The organism is Butyrivibrio sp. CB08, from assembly GCF_003625485.1.
GTDB lineage: Bacteria > Bacillota > Clostridia > Lachnospirales > Lachnospiraceae > Butyrivibrio.
In genome coordinates this window covers 1-21,317 of sequence record NZ_RAIR01000013.1, presented here as the reverse complement: position 1 = coordinate 21,317, position 21,317 = coordinate 1, and the positions used below count along the sequence as shown (strand labels likewise).

The following is a 21,317-nucleotide window of genomic DNA, read 5'->3' as shown; positions in this document are numbered from 1 at the left end:
CTTTTCTTTAGGAGGGATTATGGCTGACAGATTAAGGGGAATTACAGTTGAAATCGGTGGCGATACTACAAAGCTGTCGGCATCACTGAAACAAGTAAATACAGATATTCATTCGACCCAGACTCAGCTTAAGGATGTGAATAAGCTTCTTAAGCTTGATCCAGGAAACAGCACTCTTGCGGCACAGCAGTATAGGCTTCTTGGCGAGGCTATAAAGGAGACGAAGGAAAAGCTTGATGCCTTAAAGGAAGCAGAGAAGCAGGCTAAGACAGCACTTGAGAATGGCGAGATCTCACAGGCTCAGTATGATTCGCTCCAGAGGGAGATTGAAGATACTACACTCAAACTGAAAGACCTTGAGGAGCAGGCTTCAAAATCAGGAGTTGCTCTTGAGAAGATGACTGCTGTCGGAAATAAGATGAAGGATGTCGGAAGTTCGATATCCGGTGTCGGTCAGAAGCTGATGCCTGTTTCAATGGCTGTTACGGGTTTGGGTACAGCCGCTGTGAAGACAACAGCGGACTTTGATTCTGCCATGAGCAAGGTCGCATCTGTATCTGGAGCGGCAGGAGAGGAATTTGATAAGCTCCGGGATAAGGCAAGGGAGATGGGAAGCAAGACAAAGTTCTCAGCTTCCGAGGCAGCAGATGCTATGAATTACATGGCTATGGCAGGTTGGAAGACCGAGGACATGCTCGGTGGTATCGAGGGTATCATGAATCTTGCAGCAGCTTCCGGGGAAGACCTTGCTACCACATCAGATATCGTTACTGATGCTCTTACAGCTTTTGGACTTTCCGCAGAGGACTCTGGACACTTTGCAGATGTCCTTGCTGCAGCATCAAGTAATGCAAATACGAATGTATCGATGATGGGTGAGACCTTCAAGTATGCAGCGCCTATCGCAGGAGCTCTTGGTTTTTCTGTAGAAGATACTGCAGAAGCGATAGGTCTTATGGCCAATGCAGGTATCAAGTCATCACAGGCAGGAACAGCACTCCGTTCCATCATGAACAACCTTGCCGGGGATGTTTCATTCACGGGAGCAGCCTTTGGCGAGATGCATATCGCTACTACAAATGCAGACGGATCCATGAGAGACCTCTCTGATATCCTTTCCGACTGTAGGAATGCTTTCTCTCAGATGTCAGAATCCGAACAGGCTGCAAATGCAGAAGCCCTTGTAGGAAAGAATGCCATGTCTGGATTCCTTGCTATCATGAATGCAGCTGATTCAGATATAAATAAACTGAGTGGAGCGATAGCAAATTGTGATGGAACATCGGAAAGAATGGCTGAGACGATGCAGGATAACCTCGCAGGTCAGCTGACTATCCTGAAATCACAGTTTCAGGAACTTGCCATTTCACTTGGCGATACGATGATGCCTGTCATAAGGGATGTGGTAAAGCATGTGCAGTCATTTGTGGATAAGCTGAATCATATGGATGAAGGGACCAAGAGGACGATCATCACAGTAGGACTTGTGGTGGCGGCTCTTGGTCCTGTCCTTATTGTCGTAGGTAAAGTCATAACTGCTGTGGGTACGATACTTACAGTGATACCGAAGGTCGTATCGGTGGTCAAGCTATTATCCCTTGCCTTCAGTGGTGGAATAGTTCCGGCAGTTACAGCAGGTGTTGCTTCATTTGGAAGCATAGTCGTTGCTGCTGCTCCGGTCATTGCGATAATAGGAGCCGTGGTGGCAGCAGGTGTCCTTCTTTATAAGAACTGGGATACCATCAAGGAAAAGGCAGGACAGCTTAAGGACTTTGTAGGACAGAAGTGGTCAGAGCTTAAGGAGAATACCTCACAGGTGTGGAACAATATAAAGGACCATGTCTCAAAGACTACAGATAATCTTAAGAGCATGGTTTCCCAGAAGCTGAACAATATAAAGCAGGCTTTTGAGAGCAACGGTGGAGGCATCAAAGGTACAGTCGCAGCGGTATGGACCGGGATAAAGGAGTATTACACATTCGGTTTCGATACCATTAATGCCCTGACAGGAGGAAAGCTTGATGGCATCAAGCAGGCATTCCAGAGCAAGATGAATCAGGCAGCAGACTTTGTGCATTCAGCAATCGAGCGCATAAAGAGCTTCTTTAACTTCAGTTGGAGCCTTCCTCATCTTAAGCTCCCACATTTCAGTATCAGTGGTAGTTTCTCTCTGGATCCTCCTTCAGTGCCACATCTTTCGGTTGATTGGTATAAGAACGGTGGTATCCTTGATGGTCCTACAATCTTCGGAATGCAGAACGGAAGGCTTCTCGGAGGCGGTGAAGCAGGCAAGGAAGCGGTAGCGCCTCTTGATGCGCTCAAAACTTATATTGCTGATGCAGTGGCAGATGGCATGAGAGGTCAGGACGGACAGATAGTAAACCTTCTTAAAGTTATAGCAGATAAGGACATGAGGGTATACCTCGACAGCGGAGAGCTTGTAGGAGGTATAGCTCCAAAGATGGACGTTGCGCTTGGCAACATAGCATGGAGGGCATCAAGGACATGAAAGGTGTAAAGTTTGGAGGGCTGAGGTCTGATACGGACCTTGGCCTTGTTCTTTATTCGAAAAAGATAAGTCCGCCAAAGGCAAGGACTACTACAGTTGACGTTCCAGGAAGAGATGGAAATCTCGACATCACGGAAGCTCTCACGGGAAGGGTCATGTATGAGGACAGGGAGATATCTTTCGTGTTCAGGGTTCCGAATCCCAAGGAAGAGTGGGCAGAAACCTACTCAAGAGTGCTTAATAATATCCATGGAAAGAAGATGGATATCGTACTCGATGATGATCCTGACAACACATACACGGGCAGGGTGAGTGTTGATGAATTTGCTACGAACAGAAGCCTTGCGGAGATTGCAATCATCTGTATAGTGAATCCGAAGAAAACATATAAGACTTCTGTCTCAAAATCGGTAGCAGTATCCGGGACAAAGGCTCTTACAGTAACAAATAATGGGATCCCTGTTGTCCCTACGATGACAGTGGATAAGGAAATGACAGTAGCTTTCGGAGGTAAGTCTTATGACCTTTCTCCTGGTAAGAACAGGATATTTGATATCCTTCTTCCCAAAGGGGACAGCAAGCTGACATTCAGCGGAACAGGAAACGTGAAAGTAGAATTTAAGGTGCAGAGCTTATGATCTATAAGATTTTATGTGATGGCAATTTGATATATGACAGCCGAGATGATGAGAAGCTTATATTGAATCCGACAGTCGAGCTAGAAGTAAATAAGGCAGGAAGCCTTACTTTCATCATGCTTCCGGGAAATGAGCTGAAGGATGTCATCAAGAGGATGAAGTCTACGATAACTGTCTACAGGGATTCCGAGATAATCTTCACGGGAAGGGCAACAGAGATAAGTGATGATTTCCATAACAGAAGGTCAGTGTACTGTGAAGGTGCATTGGCCTTTTTTAATGATTCCATTCAGCCTTTAGCTGAATATCATGGTATCACGGTACGTGGATACCTTGAGAAATTGGTACAGATCCATAACAGCCAAGTGGAGGCAGACAGACAGTTTACAGTAGGGATTGTTACAGCTAGGGATGCAAATGATTCACTTTATAGGTTTACAAATTATAACAGCACTATTGAGGAGATGAAGGAAGATCTTCTTGAAAACCTTGGCGGATATCTGTTTGTCAGGAATAAGGATGGGAAGCTGTATCTTGATTACCTTGAGGATTATCTTGACCTTAGTGACCAGAAGATAGAATTCGGAGAGAATCTTCTTGATTTCACTAGAGGATTTAATGCTGCAGACCTTGCTACAAGGATAATCCCGCTTGGAGCTTTCCTTGATGGGGAATCATCAGAAACGATAAGGAAAAGGCTGACAGTTAGCGATATCAATGATGGCAAGGATTATGTCGAGAGCGCAGAGGCCATAGAGAGCTTCGGCATCATCACTAAGACAGTCATCTGGGAAGATGTCACTACAGCGAGTGCCCTTCTTTCAAAGGGAAAGAAATATCTGCAGGAGACACAGTTCGATAACATGACTATCGAATGTAGGGCAATAGACCTTCACTACGCTGACGAGAGCATCCCTGCTTTCTCGGTCGGACAGTATGTAAGGGTCATCTCAGGTCCTCACGGCCTTGATAGGAGATTCCCGGTGAGTAGCCTCAGCCTTTCTCTTGATAATGTGGCTGATAACGTCATTGTGCTTGGTACTAATGAGAGGAGCAGGACATTCACGGGAGCTTCACAGGAAGCAAATGCTGAGATTATCAAGAAGATAAAGAGTGTTTCTGACATGGATTCTGTTCTTGCACAGGCAGGAAGGAATGCAACGAACCTCATCCATGAAGCTACGCATGGTTATGTGGTTGTTGAGCCAAACGAGATCCTTATCATGGATACCAACGATAAGAGGACCGCCAAGAAGATATGGAGATGGAATCAGGGTGGCCTTGGTTTTTCCAAGGAAGGATATGATGGAAGCTTTTCTGTAGCGATAACTCAGGATGGAGCGATAGTAGCTGACTACATCACAGCAGGAAAGTTTGATGCCAACCTCATCAAGACAGGCATAATCTCTGATGAGAAAGGCCGTAACTATTGGAACATGGAAACAGGAGAGTTCTGCCTTCAGTCAGGAACGATTGGAGATACTTCTGTCGAGAACATAGAGACCGCCATCACAAAGGGCATTATTGATGTCGATGTTGAGTATGCCCAGAACAGTTCTTCCACAACAGCGCCTACATCTGGATGGAGCACGACAGCACCTTCATGGGTGGATGGCAAGTTCATATGGCAGAGGACTAAGACCACCACAGCAGATGGCAAGTCTGAATACAGCAAACCGACCTGCATAACTGGGGCAAAAGGAGCTACAGGTGCTGCGGGGAAGGATGGAGCAAACGGAAAAGACGGAAAAGATGGCACCAATGGAAAAGATGGCGCTCCAGGCAAGGACGGAGCAGATGGAAAAGATGGTACAAACGGTACCAACGGAAAAGACGGTGCTCCTGGAAAAGACGGTGCTGATGGCAAGAATGGTACGGACGGAAAGAATGGATCCGATGGTAAAGGTGTCACAGCCATCGTGGAGCAGTACTATCTTTCATCATCGAACACATCACAGGCAGGAGGCTCATGGCAGACAACATGTCCTGCTTGGAAGTCAGGCTATTATATCTGGACTAGGAGCGCAGTCACATGGACAGATAAGACCACGACCTATACGACTCCTACGCTTGCCAATGGCATCAATTCTGCTAATACAACAGCGAATACTGCCAATTCGAATGCCAACACAGCAAAGAACACAGCCAATGCTGCAAGCACAGCTGCCAATGAAGCCAAAGAGACAGCTAACAGTGCAAAGACAGCAGCTGATGGGGCAAAGGATTATGCTGACAAGGCAGCAGCCGCAGCTGTGAAGAATCAGACTCAGAGCGATATCTTCAATAAGCTCACTAATAATGGCCAGACACAGGGAATCTATCTGAAGGATGGAAAGCTCTATATAAATGCTGAGTACATTGCTTCGGGGATACTTAAGTCAAAGGATGGCGAGACGTTCTATCTTGACCTTGAGAACGGGATCCTGAATATGAAAGCCACATCCCTTTCAGTAGTAGGTACGACTCCAAGTAATATCTGGAGGAATACGGCTTCCTTCAGCAAGATAGGAACAGAGTGGCTTACTTTTGCTTCATGTGAAAAGGGCAACTGGATGGGAGACAGTAATAACTCATCGAATTGTGCTATCGACCTGTGTGATATCACACCTGCTCCACCGGACGGTGTGCCTGTTACTAATTCACTGTGGATAAAGCCTTATAACATGGGTCAGCATTGTGTAGGACAGGCAATCCCTATCGATGCGGGCAAGTATATGTTCTCGTATTACTATAGGGCTAAGCTCAATCCTAACCTTTTAAGGAATACTGCAGATAAGAAAGTTGATTCTGGAGTCACAGATACAGGATGGGTACTTTCTTCCGGCGGCAATGGAACAGGCTCTGTCATCACGGGCTATAACAACCTTGGAACGACAGATAAGTTTGTCCTTCCTTATCCGCTTGCTTATGAGATTAAAGGAAATACTTCTGGCAACAGGGACTATGCGCAGAAAGTTAAGCTGACAAAGGGAAAGAAGTATGTCCTCTCTTGGTATTCAAGGCTTGTTAATAACTGTACATCAGCTACGCTCCTTATCCGCAACTGGAATACTACAACAAATGCATGTGAACTGACTTTGTTTAATTCCAAGGTTACGAATACAGCATGGGAAAGAAGATGTGTGGTATTCACTGCAACGAGTGAGACAAGTGAGATAACAAACATCCAGTTCGGTCTTTCCGGAGCAGGAAGTGTCCAGTTTGCCTGCATGAAGCTTGAGGAAGCAGATTACTGTACTGCCTATGTTCCCAATACTGCTGATGCGTCATACAAGGAATCAGACCTTATCTATTTCCGTGTTTTCAGAAGGTGGGGAAATGGTTCTTCATATGGTATCTATTCAACGGTGAGCAGTTCTATAGCCGATATCAAAGCAGGAAAATGGAACAGATTTGTCGGAGAGGATACTTTCTTAAAGAACAAGGATACCAGTAATAAGTGGGATATGAAGAACACCAACTATTTCTGGGAATATGAGACAGGAAAGTTTAAGACAAAGATGCGTGTGGGCATGAGCAATGGTATCTCGGTAGAGTTCTGCGGACTGATGATATCGAGACTTTCTGGGAATGACACAGCCAAGACTGCTTCAGCCTCAGTCAGATGGGCACCGAATGGTTCAGATTCCATGCTGAAGGACTCGATAGTTTCTACCATGACAGGTGGTACTTCGACTGATTCGAACCAGGGGCTTTATATCAACAGCTCCGGTCAGCTCTGCATCAATGCGAGCATGATAAAGTCTGGAACAATATCTGCGGATAAGATAAAAACAGGAACTCTGAACTCCATTGCGATCAACAATAATGGCAACTTTATCGTAAAATCCGATGGAACCATAACAATAAAGTCAGGATGTCTGACTATTACTGATGGTGGTAGCCAGAGTATCAGATTTAACACTTCTAGCGGCTCACAGCAGATACATATGACAGATGGCTCAAAGGACTTATTGCTTGTTCCGGGGCACATATATTACACGAATAAAAATGGAATCTACACAGAGCTGACAAATTAAATAATCATGGCAATCTGCATCCTTCGAGGATGCTTTTTTATTGCAAGAAGGAGGAAACACGTATGAAAAATGTAGTAACTGTAGGTCAGTATATCTTTACTGGGATTGGAGGTGTTATGGGCTGGATTTTTGGTGGACTCGATGGTTTTCTGTATGCGCTGATTGCTTTTGTTGTTATCGACTACCTTACAGGAGTAATGGCAGCTATCTACACAAAGCAGCTTTCAAGCGAGGTCGGTTTCAAGGGTATTGCAAGGAAGGTTGCTATCTTCCTTCTTGTAGGTATCGGTAATGTCATCGATATCGAGATACTTAAGACCGGGGCAATCTTAAGGAATGCAGTCATATTCTTTTATCTTTCAAATGAGGGGGTTTCCATCATTGAGAATTCTGCAAAGCTTGAGCTGCCTATCCCTAAAAAGCTTGTAGAGGTTCTGAAGCAGATAAAGGACGGTGATGAAGATGACAAAACTTCAGAGTGATTTCATTAAGATGATCGGAGATGCCGCAGTCAGCTACTATAGGGACTATTGCATCTTGCCGTCCCTCACGATTGCGCAGGCAATCCTTGAATCCAACTGGGGGAGGAGCGGTCTTTCAAAAGACTGCTATAACTTCTTTGGAATGAAATGGTCAAAGGGATGTGGCTGTGATTACAAGGAGTATAAGACAAAGGAACAGAGAAAGGATGGATCCTACGTGACAATCACTGCTCGGTTCAGGAAATATAGAAGCGTGGCTGAAGGGATAAAAGGGTATTATGAATTTCTCCAGTACAAGAGATACCAGAACTTAAGGGGAGTGACAGATTATAACAAGGCTTGTGACCTTATCCGACAGGACGGATGGGCTACAAGCCTTTCTTATGCTCAGAACCTCAAGAACTATATTAAGCAGTATGACCTTGATGATTATGACAGGGATGTTTTGGGGATTAAGAAGCTCTCCAAGGTCTATACGGTCACAGCATCTGCCATCAAGATCCGTGAAGGAGCAGGTACTGAGTTCCCACAGAAAGTAGCAAAGGACTGTGTCTCTGCTCAGAGCAACATTCTTGGAAAGGCTGTTTATCGACAGGGAAGGACCATCGAGGTACTTGAAACTATCGAGAAGTCAGTAAGTGAGAGCTGGGGAAAAACAGTAGATGGGTATGTGGCTCTAAAGTATGGTGGGAACTATTATGTAGAATAGTACTTGCACAAAAAAGTAAAAACTGTATAATCCAATTCAAAGAGAGGACTCGCACAGCGGAGTTACCATTATGGTAGCGATATCGCCATTGCGGTCCTCTTTTTTTGTTTGAGAAAAAGGATATAATTATAGTGTTGATTTTTAATGGGAAAGGTCATGTTCTTACCTTAATTAGCTTTGATTTAATTATTGACTTTGTGATATATAGATACTAAAATTACTTGTCTTTATTTTACGAATAAAAGAGGATGAGGGTATGTATTGTCAGAAATGTGGTAAGCAAATAGCAGACGATGCTATGTTTTGTCAGTATTGCGGAAGCGAAGTTCATAGTAAAATCCAATATGAGAAAGATACAAAAAAATGTCCCAATTGTGGTGGTTTAATATATGCATTAGAGACCAAGTGCAAATTTTGTGGATATGAAATTGATGCAGATATTCCTGATTCTGTAAAGGATTTTGAAAAGAAGCTGACTGAAGTATTGAACGCTCCAAAAGAAAAAACAAAACGCAAATGGTATGATGCGATAGAACCAGATGAGAATGCCAAGAAAGCAATTCAGCTAATAAGAAATTATGCGATTCCGAACAATACTGCAGACATTTTGGATTTCTTAATACTTGCGGTTTCAAATATTGTTCCATCTGCGTTTGATGAATTCAATGGAACAAATGTGCAAAAAGAAACTGATAAGCATCTATCTGAAGCTTGGATTTCTAAATATCAGCAGGCTGTTCAGAAGGCTAAAGTTCTTGGAATGGAGCAGGATAAAATTGACAGGGCAGAACAATTCTATAATGAAAAGATGCGTCAGGTGAAAAAGGAAAAGGCAAAAGTTCCCATTTTTCTTTTAGCTATGTTTGCTGGTATTATATTGATGTTCGCGCTGATGATTATTGGCTTTAGGCATATGTAATTGCTTTGCTAGGCTGGGGTATTTTTATCCTAGCCTTTTTTATTTTCAGTATCTATTTACAAATCATTTTCTTTTTGATATAGTATCCCTCGCAGCTAATTCATAGCTGTAATTATTCCAATCAGGAATAATTTTTACCCACTTTAGATTTACTTGGAGTTGTAGATATGTTTGCTAATGGAGAGAAGTCTGCTTTTTTGGCAGGAGATTTTGTAATAATTTCAATGGATGACAATAAGATAGAGATGCAGAGTGGTGCTACTGGACAGTTTTGGCTTGTCCGTAAGTTTGATCAGGCAGGATATCCTCCAGTTGTTCTATATCATAAGCACAGTGAGCATTCAAAGTACCATGTTCATTTTGTTTATGGACAAGACAATGCTTTATTGGCATATTCTGAGATAAGACAGCACGATAGATATATCTTGAAAAGAGAGGCTAAGAGGAAGACAATCACTAAACTCTCTAATTTTCAGCTATTGTCAGCAATGGTGTGAGGTGTAACATGAAGAAATTTGTTCATATATTGATATTACTAGCTTTATATAATATCTGTGGATTCTGCCTGATTCATTCAAATCTAACTATTGCCACAGTGGTTGGAATGTTGTTCTTATTAAATTCTTGGAGTGGAATGTTTATTTCATTGACTCGTCTGATGATTATGATCATTGAAAATGGTAAGTCTGCTGTATTCCCCAATGCATAAATAAACGGTGTATGGTTAGAAAATGATTATACACCGTTTATAAATGTTTTATTTTACAATGTTATACTAAATTTGCTTAGATTAAAAAAGTCTAAAAAATGAAAATTGCCACCGTAGCGGGGGCAACGGATGAAAAATATAAATGCTATAATTCTCATGTCACGTGAAAAAACACGATTTCGATGAGAATCATTGAAATCAGCAGGGTAAATACCATGGCTACAACAAGTATAGCGGAGCCTAAGAATCTTACAACAGGATTCTTGTGTTTACACAAAGGAATAAACCTTTGGATATCACGGTAGTTAAAGAACCCAAAGATAATTGACAAGAACATTGCCAAACAAAAGATTCTTTCTACCCACAGGGCCAATCCGTAGACATTTTTTACTTCTAATGTTAAACATAGCCACAGTATGAGAGTATATACAGGTATTGCGATGATCATCTTCCAAGGAGTCAGGGTTCTGAATCCCGGCGGGATAAAGTCCTTGATAGAGTCCTGCTTTACATGAGTGTTATTTGGTGATGAAATCGCTTGTAGTGCTCTTTCGAGTTCATTGATATTTAAGTAGCGCTCTTTAGGATTCATCTGGGTACATTTTGCGACTATCCTGTCTAACTCAGAAGGGTATTGTTGACATGAGGTAAGCATTTCTTTTAGGACGATGCCTAGAGAATAAACATCTGTCTGAGGTGATGATGAACCAAAACCATATTGTTCTGGTGCTGCGTAGCCTTGAGTGCCCAATAATCTTGTATCTTCTGATGCAGCGGATGAGAAATTCTTTGCTGCATTAAAATCGATCAGGATTGCTCTGTTGAAGTTTGTGATGATGATATTTGAAGGCTTGATATCCCTATGGATTATAGGAGGAGTGAAAGCATGGAGCCTTTTAAGAACAGAGCATAAATCTGTTATATAGCTCATGACATCATTATATCTAACACCTTCTTGGAGTTTTTCTTGAAGTGGTGTTCCGGATATGTATTCTTCAATGATAGTAAGTTGGTTGTCCTGTTCAAAAAACTCTATGATTTTTGGAGTTCCTGGTACAGGAGTGGAATAAAGCTTTTTATAGATATCAGGATTGTAAACATCAAGTATCTTCTTGACGAAAATCCTGTTCGTTGATTGATTTTGAACCAGATATATACCATGAGATTCGTTAAGAATGGCTATGGTTTTGTAATTTGAATTGTTCGGATGATATGTTGGATCCATGTTATCGTCCTCGTTTTATGTTTTTTATTTATTATATCTCAAACAGGCGGAGAACGTATGAAAGAAAAAAGTACACGAGAGTTGGAAGAAGTATTAGGTAAGACTCATCTTAAAGAGTTCGACAAATACTGTGAAGAGAATCAAGATAGCTTAAATACTGAGAGCAGTGCCTTTTCGACTTATGTAAAGGGAATTATGTCAGAAAGAGGTATAACACAGCAGTCAGTGTTTGTAAATGCGGATATTCCCGAGCGTTATGGTTATAAGTTGCTTTCCGGAGAAAAGCGCACTAAACAAAGGGATGTGATTTTAAGAATCTGTTATGCTTCGGAAATGACTCTTGATGAGACCCAGAGGGCATTAAAAAAATATGAGATGCCTGAGTTGTATGCTAAAGTTCCTCGAGATGCAATGCTTATGATTATTTTTAATGAAAGACCAGGCAGCATTATTGACGTTAACAGTGTCCTCAAGAGCAAGAAGATGGCACCATTGAGGACAAGCGGGCTACAAGAATAGTTTGGATATAATCGTAATAACGTTTATAATATTGTTATAACATGTTTTGATAAGGAGGATAACAATAGACTGGTAGGTGGATAAAAAAGTATTGTTGTTGGCCAATATCATAGTTCCTTTGGTCGTAGGTGCAATATTGTACGCTATCGTTGCTCCGGATGTGATTTTCGTTCGAGCCTTAGGATCATTTTTGGGGAATGAAGTTACAAGCATTAGCCAGCCTGAAACGGCTTTTGATTATTTCGTAAGGTACTACTTGATGGACATACTTTGGGGGTATGCATTAGTTTTTGCTCTATTCTTATGTTTAGGTAATAATGCAGCAATAGGAAAAGTATTCATAATAGCTTTTTTATTCTCTACAGCAATGGAATTACTCCAACTTACTGCTATAGTTCCTGGTGTATTTGATATCTGGGATATAGTGATAGAAGGTTTTGCTGAGGCATTTGCTGCTTTTATTATAATCAAACTATTTCTTATTAGGAGGCTATGAAAATATGCGAAACAAAACAAAATGGTTAGCAGTGGTATTATGTCTTTGTCTTTTTGCATCAATGGCAATCGGTAGTGGTTCATCCAGCTCCGATGATAAAAAAGAGATAACCGGTACTGATCAATCTGCTGATTCTGATGCTAAGTCTGACACAAAGACAGAAGATTCTTCTGACAGTTCAGCTAAGGCAGAAGAGGCTAAGGCAGAGGAAATTACCGTGGAAGAGCAGGTGCTTGTTGATGAGGCAGGTATCAAGGTCACAGCTACTGGCTATGAGACAGATAGTATTTGGGGTGATGGTATTAAATTACTCCTTGAGAATGAATCAGATAAAACTGTTACTGTAGGATGCAATGCACTTATCGTTAATGATTTCATGATCAGTGACCTGTTTGTATCTGAGGTTGCGCCTGGAAAGAAAGCTAACGAGACAATGCACCTTTCAAGCAGTGAGCTCAAGGCTGCAGGAATTGATTCTGTAGGTCAGGTTGAGATTTATTTCCACATCTATAATTCAGATGATTGGACTGATGTTGTTAATCCTGACGTAGTTACTATCAAGACTTCCGCATATGATCATATGGATACAAGCGCAGATGATTCTGGATTTGAGCTGTATAATGAGGACGGAATCAGAATTGTTGGTAAAACAGTTGATGAGAATAGCTTCTGGGGCACCGCAATCCTTCTGTATATCGAGAATAATTCTGGAAAGAATGTTGGAATTAATGTTGATGATATGTCTATCAATGGTTTCATGATGACACCTTATTTCTCGACGACAGTTTATGATGGTAAGAAGGCATTTGATGATATTACAATCATGTCATCAGAATTAGAAGAGAATAGCATTTCTGCAATTGAAGAAGTAGAACTTAAGTTCCACATTTATAATGCAGATACATACGATACAATTAAGGACACAGATCCTATAACATTTACTGCACAGTAAAAGAGAGAGAGGAGAGTATTGAAATGAAGATTTGGAAATTGGTTGCAGGTATTTTATCTATTGTTCTTTGCTTAATTGTAATGCTGCAGTCATGTGCGGCAGGCGTTGCAAATGCACTAGAAGAAAATGGGGAAGTATCTGGTTCGGCAGGATTCCTTGTTGCAATCTTTATGTTAGCAGGTGGTATTGTTTCTATTGCGACGAGGAAATCTGTTAAAAAGGGCGGTAATATTGCACTTATAATTCTATTTGGCTTAGCGGCTTTGATTGGATTTGCTAATTATGGAAGCTATTCTGACTTGGCAATTTGGTCTGGATGGTGCTTAATCAATGCTGCGCTTGCAGTAGTAGCACTTATAACTGGAAAAAAGAAAGTTGAAGGTGAAGTTCCACCTCCAAGTGATGTAGAGTAACCAACTGGTAGATAATTAAATAGTAGTTTTTAATGCACCTATAGGTATATGCGCCTATAGGTGCATTTTTTTACCCAAAAGCCAGTAATGGACTGCAGTTCTGGGAAAAGTAATCCGAATATAGCACTACCCAGATTAAAAAGTTTTTTATTTTTTCCTTTGGGCTTTTTTTCGCACGCTTTATATATGAGCGACTATGTAAATAGTTTAAAAAAATTAACGGCTTAGGTTCAAATCGTCATTTTTCCGGGCGCTTTATATCCGAGCGGTTATGGATAAAAGTTTTTTGAAAAACCTTAAAATCTAACGTTTCGGATACATAGCCGCTGAAAGGAGAATAAGGCTATGACAGAGAGTGTAAAGAAACAGATAAGGGACATGCGTGGGAGAGGCATGAGCTTTGGCCAGATTGCAACGAGCCTTGCACTTCCGACATCCACCATCAAGAGTTACTGCAGAAGGGAAGGTGTTGTTTCTGTAAAGACAGCAATCCCTGAGGGGATGGGGATGTGCATGTGCTGTGGGGCAAAGATAGTACAGAATCCAAAGCGCAAAGAAAAGAGGTTCTGCTCTGACAAGTGCAGGATGGCTTGGTGGAACAATAATCTCGACAAGGTAAATAAGAAAGCATTCTATCAGTACACCTGCGCATGCTGCAATAAGCCATTTACGGTCTATGGTAATTCAACGAGGAAGTATTGCTCCCATGAATGTTACATAAAGGACAGGTTCGGAGGTGGCGTTGATGAGTAAGCAGGAAGCAAAGAGAGAGAACCACTATCAGATCACAATGACCATCGCATCAGACATGCTTAAAAAAGGACTGATAGACGAGGAAGAATTTGATCGCTTTGAGCTGAGGATGAGGGAGAAATATAAGCCAAAATTCTCGGATATATTCTGGGGCAAAAGTGCCTGAATAGCTTGATTTCATGCGGATTGTACGGGAATATGCTATCTGAAAGGAGGGGTGACCATGCCAAGAATAATACAACTACAGAAAAAAGTCCCGGCCATTCAGAAAAGACTCAGGGTAGCTGCCTATGCGAGAGTATCTGAAGATGGCGAAAGACTTTTACATTCCCTTTCCAATCAGGTCAGCTACTACAGCGAACTGATCCAGAAAAATCCTGCTTGGGAGTTTGTCGGGGTTTATGCAGATGAAGCTATCACAGGAACTTTGATAAGGAAAAGGGATGAGTTCAACAGGCTCATAAAAGATTGTGAGGAGGGAAAGATAGACATAATCCTTACAAAGTCCATCCAGAGGTTTGCGAGGAATACAGTTGACCTTCTGCAGACAGTCAGGCATCTCAAAGATCTTGGAGTAGAGGTCAGGTTCGAAGAGCAGAACATCAACACGATGTCCGGAGATGGAGAGCTTCTGATGACCATTACAGGCGCCTTTGCCCAGGAGGAAGTCAGAAGCCTTTCAGATAATGTACGTTGGGCTAGGAAGCGAAGGATTGACAATGGCGAAGCTCCGATAAGGATGCAGGTCACAGGTTACAGATGGGAAGGCGAAGAACTTGTTGAGGAACCTGAGGAAGCTGACATAATAAGACGAATCTACAGAGAATATCTTGATGGGAAATCGCCCGGACAGATATGTAAAGGACTCAAAGCAGATGGCATAAAGACCATCCGCGGGCATTGGTTTCAAGAGGGACCCGTGTATAAAATTCTTAGGAATCCACTTTATAAAGGAGACCTGATCCTTCAGAAGACATTCATAGAAGATCCTATAACAAAGGTCCAGAGATGGAACACAGGAGAACTTCCCAAGGTCATTGTAGAAGAAAATCATGAGCCTATCATCGAGCCTGCCATGTGGGACGCGGTCCAGTCGGAGATGAAAAGAAGGAAGGCAGACTGGGATTCTAGAGTGTTTGAGTTTGAAGGAAGGAAGACCTTTACTTTCATCATAAAATGTGGACAGACAGGGATGTCTTTAAGACACCAACCACAAGGAAGCGTGGCATATGGAAATGACGGATCTTGGAGCTGCGAAAGAAGAGATTGTCCATATAAAGGAAAATGTGGTATCAAGCCAGTACCGGACTTGGCTTTAAAACAGGCTTGTAAAAGGGCTCTTGATATGGATGAATTTGATGAGTCAATAGTCAGAGAAAAGGTACAGGTCATCGAGATTCCCAAAGATGGAAGGATAACAATAAAGAAAAAGGATGGAACTGTTTATGAGGATTACTTCAGAGGTTTGAAGGATTCGGTGGAGAAGCAGCCTATCAATAGGAACTGCTTTTCCAAGAAACTTATCTGTGGATGCTGTGGAGAGTACTTTGGAACTATCTGCCTCAATCAAAACGGAATCCGCAGAGTCACTTGGAACTGCAAAGTCAATGCTGACAACAGCTTCATCCATGAGAATGTACTTAAGTTCAGGGTAGCAGAGGTAGCAGGTTGGGATGAGTTTTCGTTCGATAAGTTCAGGGAAGAAGTAGACCACATCGATATGGACAGACCTTGCCATATGATAATCCATTTCAAGGATGGAAGGGCAAAGGGAGTAGAGTATTACTCACAGAAACAGGAAGCATGGAGAGGAAGACATGGCAAAAAAGATAACAAGGATACCCGCAACTAAACAGCTTTATACAAACATCCCCATAGCAGATTCTAGAAAAAAGAGGGTATGCGGATATGCCAGAGTCAGTACGGATCATGAAGAGCAGCAGAGCAGTTATGAGGCTCAGCTTGATTACTATACTAAGTACATCAAGGCTCATGATGACTGGGAGTTTGTAGGAATGTATTCAGATGAGGCTAAGAGCGGAACATCCACCAAAAAAAGAGATGGATTCAACAGGATGGTGGACGATGCTCTCTCCGGGAAGATAGACCTTATCATCACAAAGAGCGTCAGCCGATTTGCCAGAAACACCGTTGATTCATTAAAGACCATCAGAAGCCTTAAGGAAAAAGGTGTAGAGGTGTTCTTTGAGGAGCAGAACATCTGGACATTTGATGCGAGGGGAGAGCTTCTTATAACGATCATGTCTTCTCTTGCGCAGGAGGAATCTAGGAGCATTTCCGAGAATACCACATGGGGCAGAAGAAAGCAGATGGCTGATGGCAAAGTCAGCTTCAACTACCATATGTTCCTTGGATATGACATGGGCGAGGATGGAAAGCTTCATATTAATGAAGAAGAAGCTGAAACGGTAAGGCTCATATACAAGCTCTTCCTTGCAGGATTGACATATAACGCGATTGCCAAGGAACTGCAGAATCAGGGAAGGAAAGCTCCGGGAGGTAAGAACTGGCATGATGGAACTGTAAGGAGCATCCTTACAAATGAAAAGTATAAGGGGGATGTCCTCTTGCAGAAGTATTACACAGTAGACTTCCTTACCAAAAAGATGGCTAAGAATGATGGGACCGTCACTCAGTATTATATAGAGGATCATCATGAACCGATTGTCAGCGAAGGGGTGTTCGAGAGAGTTCAGAGGGAGATTGAGAGAAGGATGAGCCTTCCACATAGGTACGTGGCAGGTAACATCTTTGCATCAAAACTCATCTGCGGAGAGTGTGGATGCTTCTACGGATCCAGAGTATGGCATTCAAATGATAAGTACAGAAGGGTGGTTTGGCAGTGTAATGGGAGATATTATCACCCTACCAAGTGCAAGACTCCTCACGTTACAGAGGATGAGATAAAGGCATGCTTCAACAGGGCAATGGAGCTTTTATGGAAAGACAAGGACACTTACATCGAGGACATTGAGATTCTCAAAGAGGACGCAACACAGCTTGAGAACATCAAGGCTAGGATAAAAGAGGTGGATTTGGAATTGCCGGTATTGGCTGAAGAAGTAGAATCCTTGGTTTATGATAATGCCAGAAGCGCCAAGGATCAGAATGAATACCAGAAGATTTATGCGGAAGCTGCAGGTAGATATGAAGAGAAGGTTGCAGAGAAAGAGAATCTTATAAAGAAGCTTGATACTGCCAAGGCAAGAGCTGCAGCAATCGATGAGTTCATTGAGACGCTCAAACAGATGAAGACACCTACCGGGGAATTTGATATGTGGCTCTGGGGAAGCATGGTAGAGAGTATGACGCTTGAGGTCAATGGAGATATCACTTTTAATCTGAAGAGCGGGATGAGAATCAAGACATGAAAATGCAAGGAAACTTTCTAAAACAGCTATAAAATGCAAGTTTACATATTCTTTATAAATGCAGACTACAACATTTTGTTTTGGTGATTTATAGAACACAACTAATAGAAAATAACTAGATATAAGCAAGACGAAATGCAAGAACACATTGAAGCAGTGCTCAATCAGTTTTGATTGTGGGCTGCTTTTTCTGTGGGTATAATATGAATATGGGTATAACGTTAACAAATGTGGGGTAAAGTGCCATGATAAGTTCAATAGGAAAACTTGAGGAAGTTGATATTAGAGATCTTTGGTCTCATGAACAGTATGACTTTTCAGAGTGGTTATCAAATCCAGAGAATCTTGAGCTGCTGAATGAAGAAATAGGAACCTCGCTTACTGAGGTTGAAAAAGAAGTGTTTGTCGGTGCTTATCGTTGTGACCTGGTTGGAGTTGATGAGACTACCGGGGACAAGATCATTATCGAGAATCAGTTGGAGGCATCAAATCATGAACATCTGGGAAAGCTCATCACATATGCTTCTGGACTTGATGCAAAAATAATTGTGTGGGTTGTTCGGGAGGCGCGAGAAGAACATAAAAGTGCTATCGAATGGCTTAATAATAATACTTCAGAAGAGATAGGTTTCTTTCTTATAGAAATACATGCTTATAAGATTGGGGATTCATTACCTGCAGCAAAGTTTGCTGTGGTGGAGAGTCCTAATGGATTCATAAAGAGTTCGAAGGCCAATACCAATAATGGCGATACCGAGCTTAGGCGTTCTCAGTCGGAGAGAATGATATTCTGGACAAGATTTCAGGAGCGCCTGAGAGAAACAAAAGCCTTTAATCCAAAGAAGGTGTCAACTCATCATTTTTGTAATCTTCCGATAGGAAACTCCCAGTCTTATATTTCTGTTACGCTTATAGATAAAGAAGGATACATAGGTGTTTCAATTTATATACCGGACAACAAAGACTTCTATGATAAGTTGGCACAGTACAAAGATGAGATTAATCAGAAGGCGGGAAACGTAGAACTTAAGTGGATGAGGCTTGATAATAAGAAGGCATCGAGAATACTCACCATGATTCCAGATTTGGATTTTGATAATCATGACAATTATGATGAATTGATCCAAACTACGATTGATAGGGCTGTATTCTTAAGAGATTTGTTTAAGCCCTATATTTCAAAAATATTATAAGAATAATTGAAGCCCTGTGTTGCGATTTCAGGATTGGCGTTGCGGAATTGTCCAAACGATCTGGCTGATAACGCGACACAGGGCTTTAGTAATTTTATAGCTCACCGCAGTGGTGGAAAAGAAAATGTTTAATGGTAAATTAACAAAATGTTTATGGGATATAAAACTACATATTCTATAATATGACTGTAGCTTTTCGCATATTGTTTAATTCGTAGTTGAAAACTGGAGGATTATTAATGGGCGAATATGTAAAAAAGAAAAAAGACATGAAGTTTCAGAGCGAAGAAGCATTGAAGACAGTACAAGCTGTCATTGATGATGCAGATAAGGCATTAAAGGATAAATCACGAAAATTGAAAGATTCTCCACTGAATGAGACTATCGCCGGGGCTTTGGGCGTTGGAGTCGGTGCTGGTGTGGGTTTTGCGGCTTTGTATTTTGGAGGATCAGTTGTTGGATTAAGTGCTGCAGGTATTACTAGCGGGTTGGCTGCCGCTGGTGCAGTTATCGGAGGAGGAATGGCGGCAGGAGTTGCTGTATTAGCTGCACCAGCAGTGATTCTTGGAGGAACTGCAGTAGGCGTGGCATCACATGTAAAGAACAAAAGACTTCACGATGCTAAAGAGCTACTATATAAAAACGCATTAGCAAAACAAACTGCTATTTTAAAAGCTCTTAAAGAAGAGAGTAATGCAGATAAAGAAAGAATAGATTATTTGAACGGACTGAACATAATGCTTCAGGCGGCAATAAAAGATTTGCAACATGACTTAGGTATCTCTGCTTAAGGAAGGATTATATGGGCAAATTTAAGTATTCTGATGAAGAGGCTGAGATTAATAAAGTTTTAAAAATGAATCAGGACATGTCAAAAGAATTGCTTAATGATAGTAAGTTGGGTAGTTCAAGGCAGACTGCTGATTCAAATATAGAATCATCTATAGAATTACTTCGATCACTAGGAAAGAATCGGGATGTCATAAAACTAGCTACAGATATTACTGAGCGGAATCAATGCAGAAAGTTGGAGCATTCACCGGTTCTTGAGAGTTGGGATGAAATTGTAGCTGCTGCTAATCTATGTGAACCACAAGTGGTTGAATTAGAAGATATTATGTCTGAAAGTGAGATACAGGATGCTTTTTCAGAGCTAGATGAAATTGAAGCACTGTTTTCAAAAAAGACAAGTATTGTAAATAAATCAGATTTGGCATTTTTAGCTATAGCAACAGCATTGCAGGTTACAAAATCATTGGTGTTCCCTTATGTGGCTGAAAAAATTGGATATGGAGAAAGTTTTGATCCAGATGAAAGATTAGACCACAATGATAAATCAATTGAAAAAGCGCATAGGGAAGCGAATGATAAATTTAGGGATGAAAAGTTAAAAAGAAATCCAACAGGTCATTGGATTAATATTTTATATCAGACGGTTCCGTATGATATTACTAAGGGATCCGGTGAATTGGGCATAAATATGGGCGGGCGTTACCATCGCATGTATACACTGGGACATGATCCTATTTTGGGATGGATTTTTGGCACAGCAAATATTTTAACAGACTGTATAACTTTTAATAATTTTCATACTAATAGAATTACAAGAGTGGATCCAATTACTGGAGCAGCTAAAATGAAAATCACACCAGAAGTTGTTCCGTTACCGCTTATGTTCCAAGAATGCTATGAGGAAATAAGAGGCGATAAATTAAATCTACCAGCAGCTTTGTTTGCCCAAGCACAACACCTCAAGTCTGATTCATTTACAAAGCTTGGTTTACCAGTTCCTTTGTTAGAAACGATAAATGAAGAATTTGCTAGTAAGCTTTATAGTGAACACTATGATGCGTTGTGTTTGGCGCGAGATGTAAAAGTGATAGGAGCATCATTTGTCGTTTCTAAATTGTTCGATATGATAATAGCACTGGCACATGGACTTTTTAGAAAAGAAAATGAAGATAAAGATTTGTATGAGGTGAGGACAAGGAAAATATTACTCATTTCTAATTCGATAGCATCCACAAGTACAATCATCAATACTGCAATTACAAAAAATCCAAAGAACCTGGACATAGGAAGTCTTCTAAATACGGTTACACATCTTTTTTCTGATATTAGATTTATTACTAGAATAAAGAAGGAGTTCATCGATAGTGAAATTTCTAAAAAAATGGAGACAGAGATTGCAGAGATAGATGTGCTTTATAAAGCTGTATGATGGGTGATTTTAAAGAAGCCTCGTGTGGCGATTTCAGGATTGAAGTTTTGGAATAGTCCAAGTAAAGATCCTAAAAACGCGACACAGGGCTTCTTTTTTATGCCTGAAACCGTCTTAATATGGAAGGGGGTTCAAAGTTACATTGTATTAATGTTCGCAGGTTACGGA

Annotated in this window: 19 protein-coding genes; 18 read left to right on the top strand and 1 reads right to left on the bottom strand. The window is 41.3% G+C overall.

All coding sequences use genetic code 11. The features are described 5' to 3' along the window. Window positions 1-19: 19 nt before the first annotated feature. The 7 genes from D6855_RS15860 (at window position 20) to D6855_RS15830 (ending at window position 9,773) form a co-directional block, all read left to right on the top strand. Window positions 20-2,509, top strand: coding sequence for a phage tail tape measure protein (locus D6855_RS15860; RefSeq protein WP_120742877.1), 2,490 nt, complete (start codon window positions 20-22; stop codon window positions 2,507-2,509). After that, a complete protein-coding gene (locus tag D6855_RS15855; RefSeq protein WP_120742875.1) occupies window positions 2,506-3,147 on the top strand; it encodes a hypothetical protein in 642 nt (213 codons plus the stop codon). Before D6855_RS15860 ends, D6855_RS15855 begins: the two co-directional genes overlap by 4 nt. Continuing rightward, window positions 3,144-7,166: a phage tail protein gene (locus D6855_RS15850; protein ID WP_120742873.1), complete on the top strand. Its 4,023-nt coding sequence runs from the start codon at window positions 3,144-3,146 to the stop codon at window positions 7,164-7,166. The genes D6855_RS15855 and D6855_RS15850 overlap by 4 nt, the downstream gene beginning before the upstream one ends. A gap of 62 nt (window positions 7,167-7,228) precedes the next feature. Continuing rightward, window positions 7,229-7,648: a phage holin family protein gene (locus tag D6855_RS15845; protein ID WP_120742872.1), complete on the top strand. Its 420-nt coding sequence runs from the start codon at window positions 7,229-7,231 to the stop codon at window positions 7,646-7,648. Continuing rightward, entirely contained in the window at window positions 7,623-8,357 is a 735-nt protein-coding gene (locus D6855_RS15840; protein ID WP_120742870.1) for a glycoside hydrolase family 73 protein, read from the top strand. Before D6855_RS15845 ends, D6855_RS15840 begins: the two co-directional genes overlap by 26 nt. Before the next feature lie 256 nt (window positions 8,358-8,613). Then, window positions 8,614-9,276: a zinc ribbon domain-containing protein gene (locus tag D6855_RS15835; protein ID WP_120742868.1), complete on the top strand. Its 663-nt coding sequence runs from the start codon at window positions 8,614-8,616 to the stop codon at window positions 9,274-9,276. A 167-nt stretch (window positions 9,277-9,443) separates the two neighbouring features. Further along, a complete protein-coding gene (locus D6855_RS15830; RefSeq protein ID WP_120742866.1) occupies window positions 9,444-9,773 on the top strand; it encodes a hypothetical protein in 330 nt (109 codons plus the stop codon). Window positions 9,774-10,139: 366 nt separating this feature from the next. Here D6855_RS15830 and D6855_RS15820 read toward each other — a convergent pair whose 3' ends face one another. After that, window positions 10,140-11,210, bottom strand: coding sequence for a serine/threonine protein kinase (locus D6855_RS15820; protein WP_120742862.1), 1,071 nt, complete (start codon window positions 11,208-11,210; stop codon window positions 10,140-10,142). Window positions 11,211-11,267: 57 nt separating this feature from the next. Between D6855_RS15820 and D6855_RS15815 the strand changes: the two genes are divergently transcribed. From D6855_RS15815 to D6855_RS15770, 11 genes are all read left to right on the top strand, one after another. Continuing rightward, window positions 11,268-11,729, top strand: a complete 462-nt coding sequence (locus tag D6855_RS15815) for a hypothetical protein (RefSeq protein ID WP_120742860.1) — start codon at window positions 11,268-11,270, stop codon at window positions 11,727-11,729. 76 nt (window positions 11,730-11,805) lie between these two features. Beyond that, entirely contained in the window at window positions 11,806-12,225 is a 420-nt protein-coding gene (locus D6855_RS15810) for a hypothetical protein (RefSeq protein WP_120742858.1), read from the top strand. A gap of 4 nt (window positions 12,226-12,229) precedes the next feature. Continuing rightward, a complete protein-coding gene (locus tag D6855_RS15805) occupies window positions 12,230-13,177 on the top strand; it encodes a hypothetical protein (RefSeq protein WP_120742856.1) in 948 nt (315 codons plus the stop codon). Window positions 13,178-13,200: 23 nt separating this feature from the next. Beyond that, window positions 13,201-13,590, top strand: coding sequence for a hypothetical protein (locus tag D6855_RS15800; RefSeq protein ID WP_120742854.1), 390 nt, complete (start codon window positions 13,201-13,203; stop codon window positions 13,588-13,590). 345 nt (window positions 13,591-13,935) lie between these two features. After that, entirely contained in the window at window positions 13,936-14,343 is a 408-nt protein-coding gene (locus D6855_RS15795) for an RNA polymerase subunit sigma-70 (protein WP_120742852.1), read from the top strand. Further along, window positions 14,336-14,509: an SHOCT domain-containing protein gene (locus tag D6855_RS16850; protein WP_199712468.1), complete on the top strand. Its 174-nt coding sequence runs from the start codon at window positions 14,336-14,338 to the stop codon at window positions 14,507-14,509. Before D6855_RS15795 ends, D6855_RS16850 begins: the two co-directional genes overlap by 8 nt. A 57-nt stretch (window positions 14,510-14,566) precedes the next feature. Further along, window positions 14,567-16,195 carry a recombinase family protein gene (locus D6855_RS15790; protein WP_120742850.1) on the top strand — a complete coding sequence of 543 codons (1,629 nt, stop codon included), beginning with the start codon at window positions 14,567-14,569 and terminating at the stop codon, window positions 16,193-16,195. Further along, window positions 16,161-17,735 (top strand): recombinase family protein, encoded by a 1,575-nt coding sequence (locus D6855_RS15785; RefSeq protein WP_120742848.1) that lies wholly within the window; start codon window positions 16,161-16,163, stop codon window positions 17,733-17,735. The genes D6855_RS15790 and D6855_RS15785 overlap by 35 nt, the downstream gene beginning before the upstream one ends. A gap of 245 nt (window positions 17,736-17,980) precedes the next feature. Beyond that, window positions 17,981-18,928: a DUF4268 domain-containing protein gene (locus tag D6855_RS15780; RefSeq protein WP_120742846.1), complete on the top strand. Its 948-nt coding sequence runs from the start codon at window positions 17,981-17,983 to the stop codon at window positions 18,926-18,928. Between the two features lie 239 nt (window positions 18,929-19,167). Then, window positions 19,168-19,719, top strand: coding sequence for a hypothetical protein (locus D6855_RS15775; protein WP_120742844.1), 552 nt, complete (start codon window positions 19,168-19,170; stop codon window positions 19,717-19,719). Window positions 19,720-19,730: 11 nt separating this feature from the next. Beyond that, complete coding sequence (locus tag D6855_RS15770) at window positions 19,731-21,149, top strand: hypothetical protein (protein ID WP_120742842.1); 1,419 nt, start codon at window positions 19,731-19,733, stop codon at window positions 21,147-21,149. Window positions 21,150-21,317 lie beyond the last annotated feature (168 nt).

Excerpts from the sequence above, each read along its gene's own strand:
- D6855_RS15830 (WP_120742866.1), top strand. The coding sequence starts at position 9,444 with ATGTTTGCTAATGGAGAGAAGTCTGCTTTTTTGGCAGGAGATTTTGTA.
- D6855_RS15855 (WP_120742875.1), top strand. The coding sequence starts at position 2,506 with ATGAAAGGTGTAAAGTTTGGAGGGCTGAGGTCTGATACGGACCTTGGC.
- D6855_RS15840 (WP_120742870.1), top strand. The coding sequence starts at position 7,623 with ATGAAGATGACAAAACTTCAGAGTGATTTCATTAAGATGATCGGAGAT.
- D6855_RS15815 (WP_120742860.1), top strand. The coding sequence starts at position 11,268 with ATGAAAGAAAAAAGTACACGAGAGTTGGAAGAAGTATTAGGTAAGACT.
- D6855_RS15835 (WP_120742868.1), top strand. The coding sequence starts at position 8,614 with ATGTATTGTCAGAAATGTGGTAAGCAAATAGCAGACGATGCTATGTTT.
- D6855_RS15860 (WP_120742877.1), top strand. The coding sequence starts at position 20 with ATGGCTGACAGATTAAGGGGAATTACAGTTGAAATCGGTGGCGATACT.
- D6855_RS16850 (WP_199712468.1), top strand. The coding sequence starts at position 14,336 with ATGAGTAAGCAGGAAGCAAAGAGAGAGAACCACTATCAGATCACAATG.
- D6855_RS15785 (WP_120742848.1), top strand. The coding sequence starts at position 16,161 with ATGGCAAAAAAGATAACAAGGATACCCGCAACTAAACAGCTTTATACA.
- D6855_RS15850 (WP_120742873.1), top strand. The coding sequence starts at position 3,144 with ATGATCTATAAGATTTTATGTGATGGCAATTTGATATATGACAGCCGA.
- D6855_RS15795 (WP_120742852.1), top strand. The coding sequence starts at position 13,936 with ATGACAGAGAGTGTAAAGAAACAGATAAGGGACATGCGTGGGAGAGGC.
- D6855_RS15800 (WP_120742854.1), top strand. The coding sequence starts at position 13,201 with ATGAAGATTTGGAAATTGGTTGCAGGTATTTTATCTATTGTTCTTTGC.
- D6855_RS15790 (WP_120742850.1), top strand. The coding sequence starts at position 14,567 with ATGCCAAGAATAATACAACTACAGAAAAAAGTCCCGGCCATTCAGAAA.
- D6855_RS15780 (WP_120742846.1), top strand. The coding sequence starts at position 17,981 with ATGATAAGTTCAATAGGAAAACTTGAGGAAGTTGATATTAGAGATCTT.
- D6855_RS15845 (WP_120742872.1), top strand. The coding sequence starts at position 7,229 with ATGAAAAATGTAGTAACTGTAGGTCAGTATATCTTTACTGGGATTGGA.
- D6855_RS15820 (WP_120742862.1), bottom strand. The coding sequence starts at position 11,210 with ATGGATCCAACATATCATCCGAACAATTCAAATTACAAAACCATAGCC.
- D6855_RS15770 (WP_120742842.1), top strand. The coding sequence starts at position 19,731 with ATGGGCAAATTTAAGTATTCTGATGAAGAGGCTGAGATTAATAAAGTT.
- D6855_RS15775 (WP_120742844.1), top strand. The coding sequence starts at position 19,168 with ATGGGCGAATATGTAAAAAAGAAAAAAGACATGAAGTTTCAGAGCGAA.
- D6855_RS15805 (WP_120742856.1), top strand. The coding sequence starts at position 12,230 with ATGCGAAACAAAACAAAATGGTTAGCAGTGGTATTATGTCTTTGTCTT.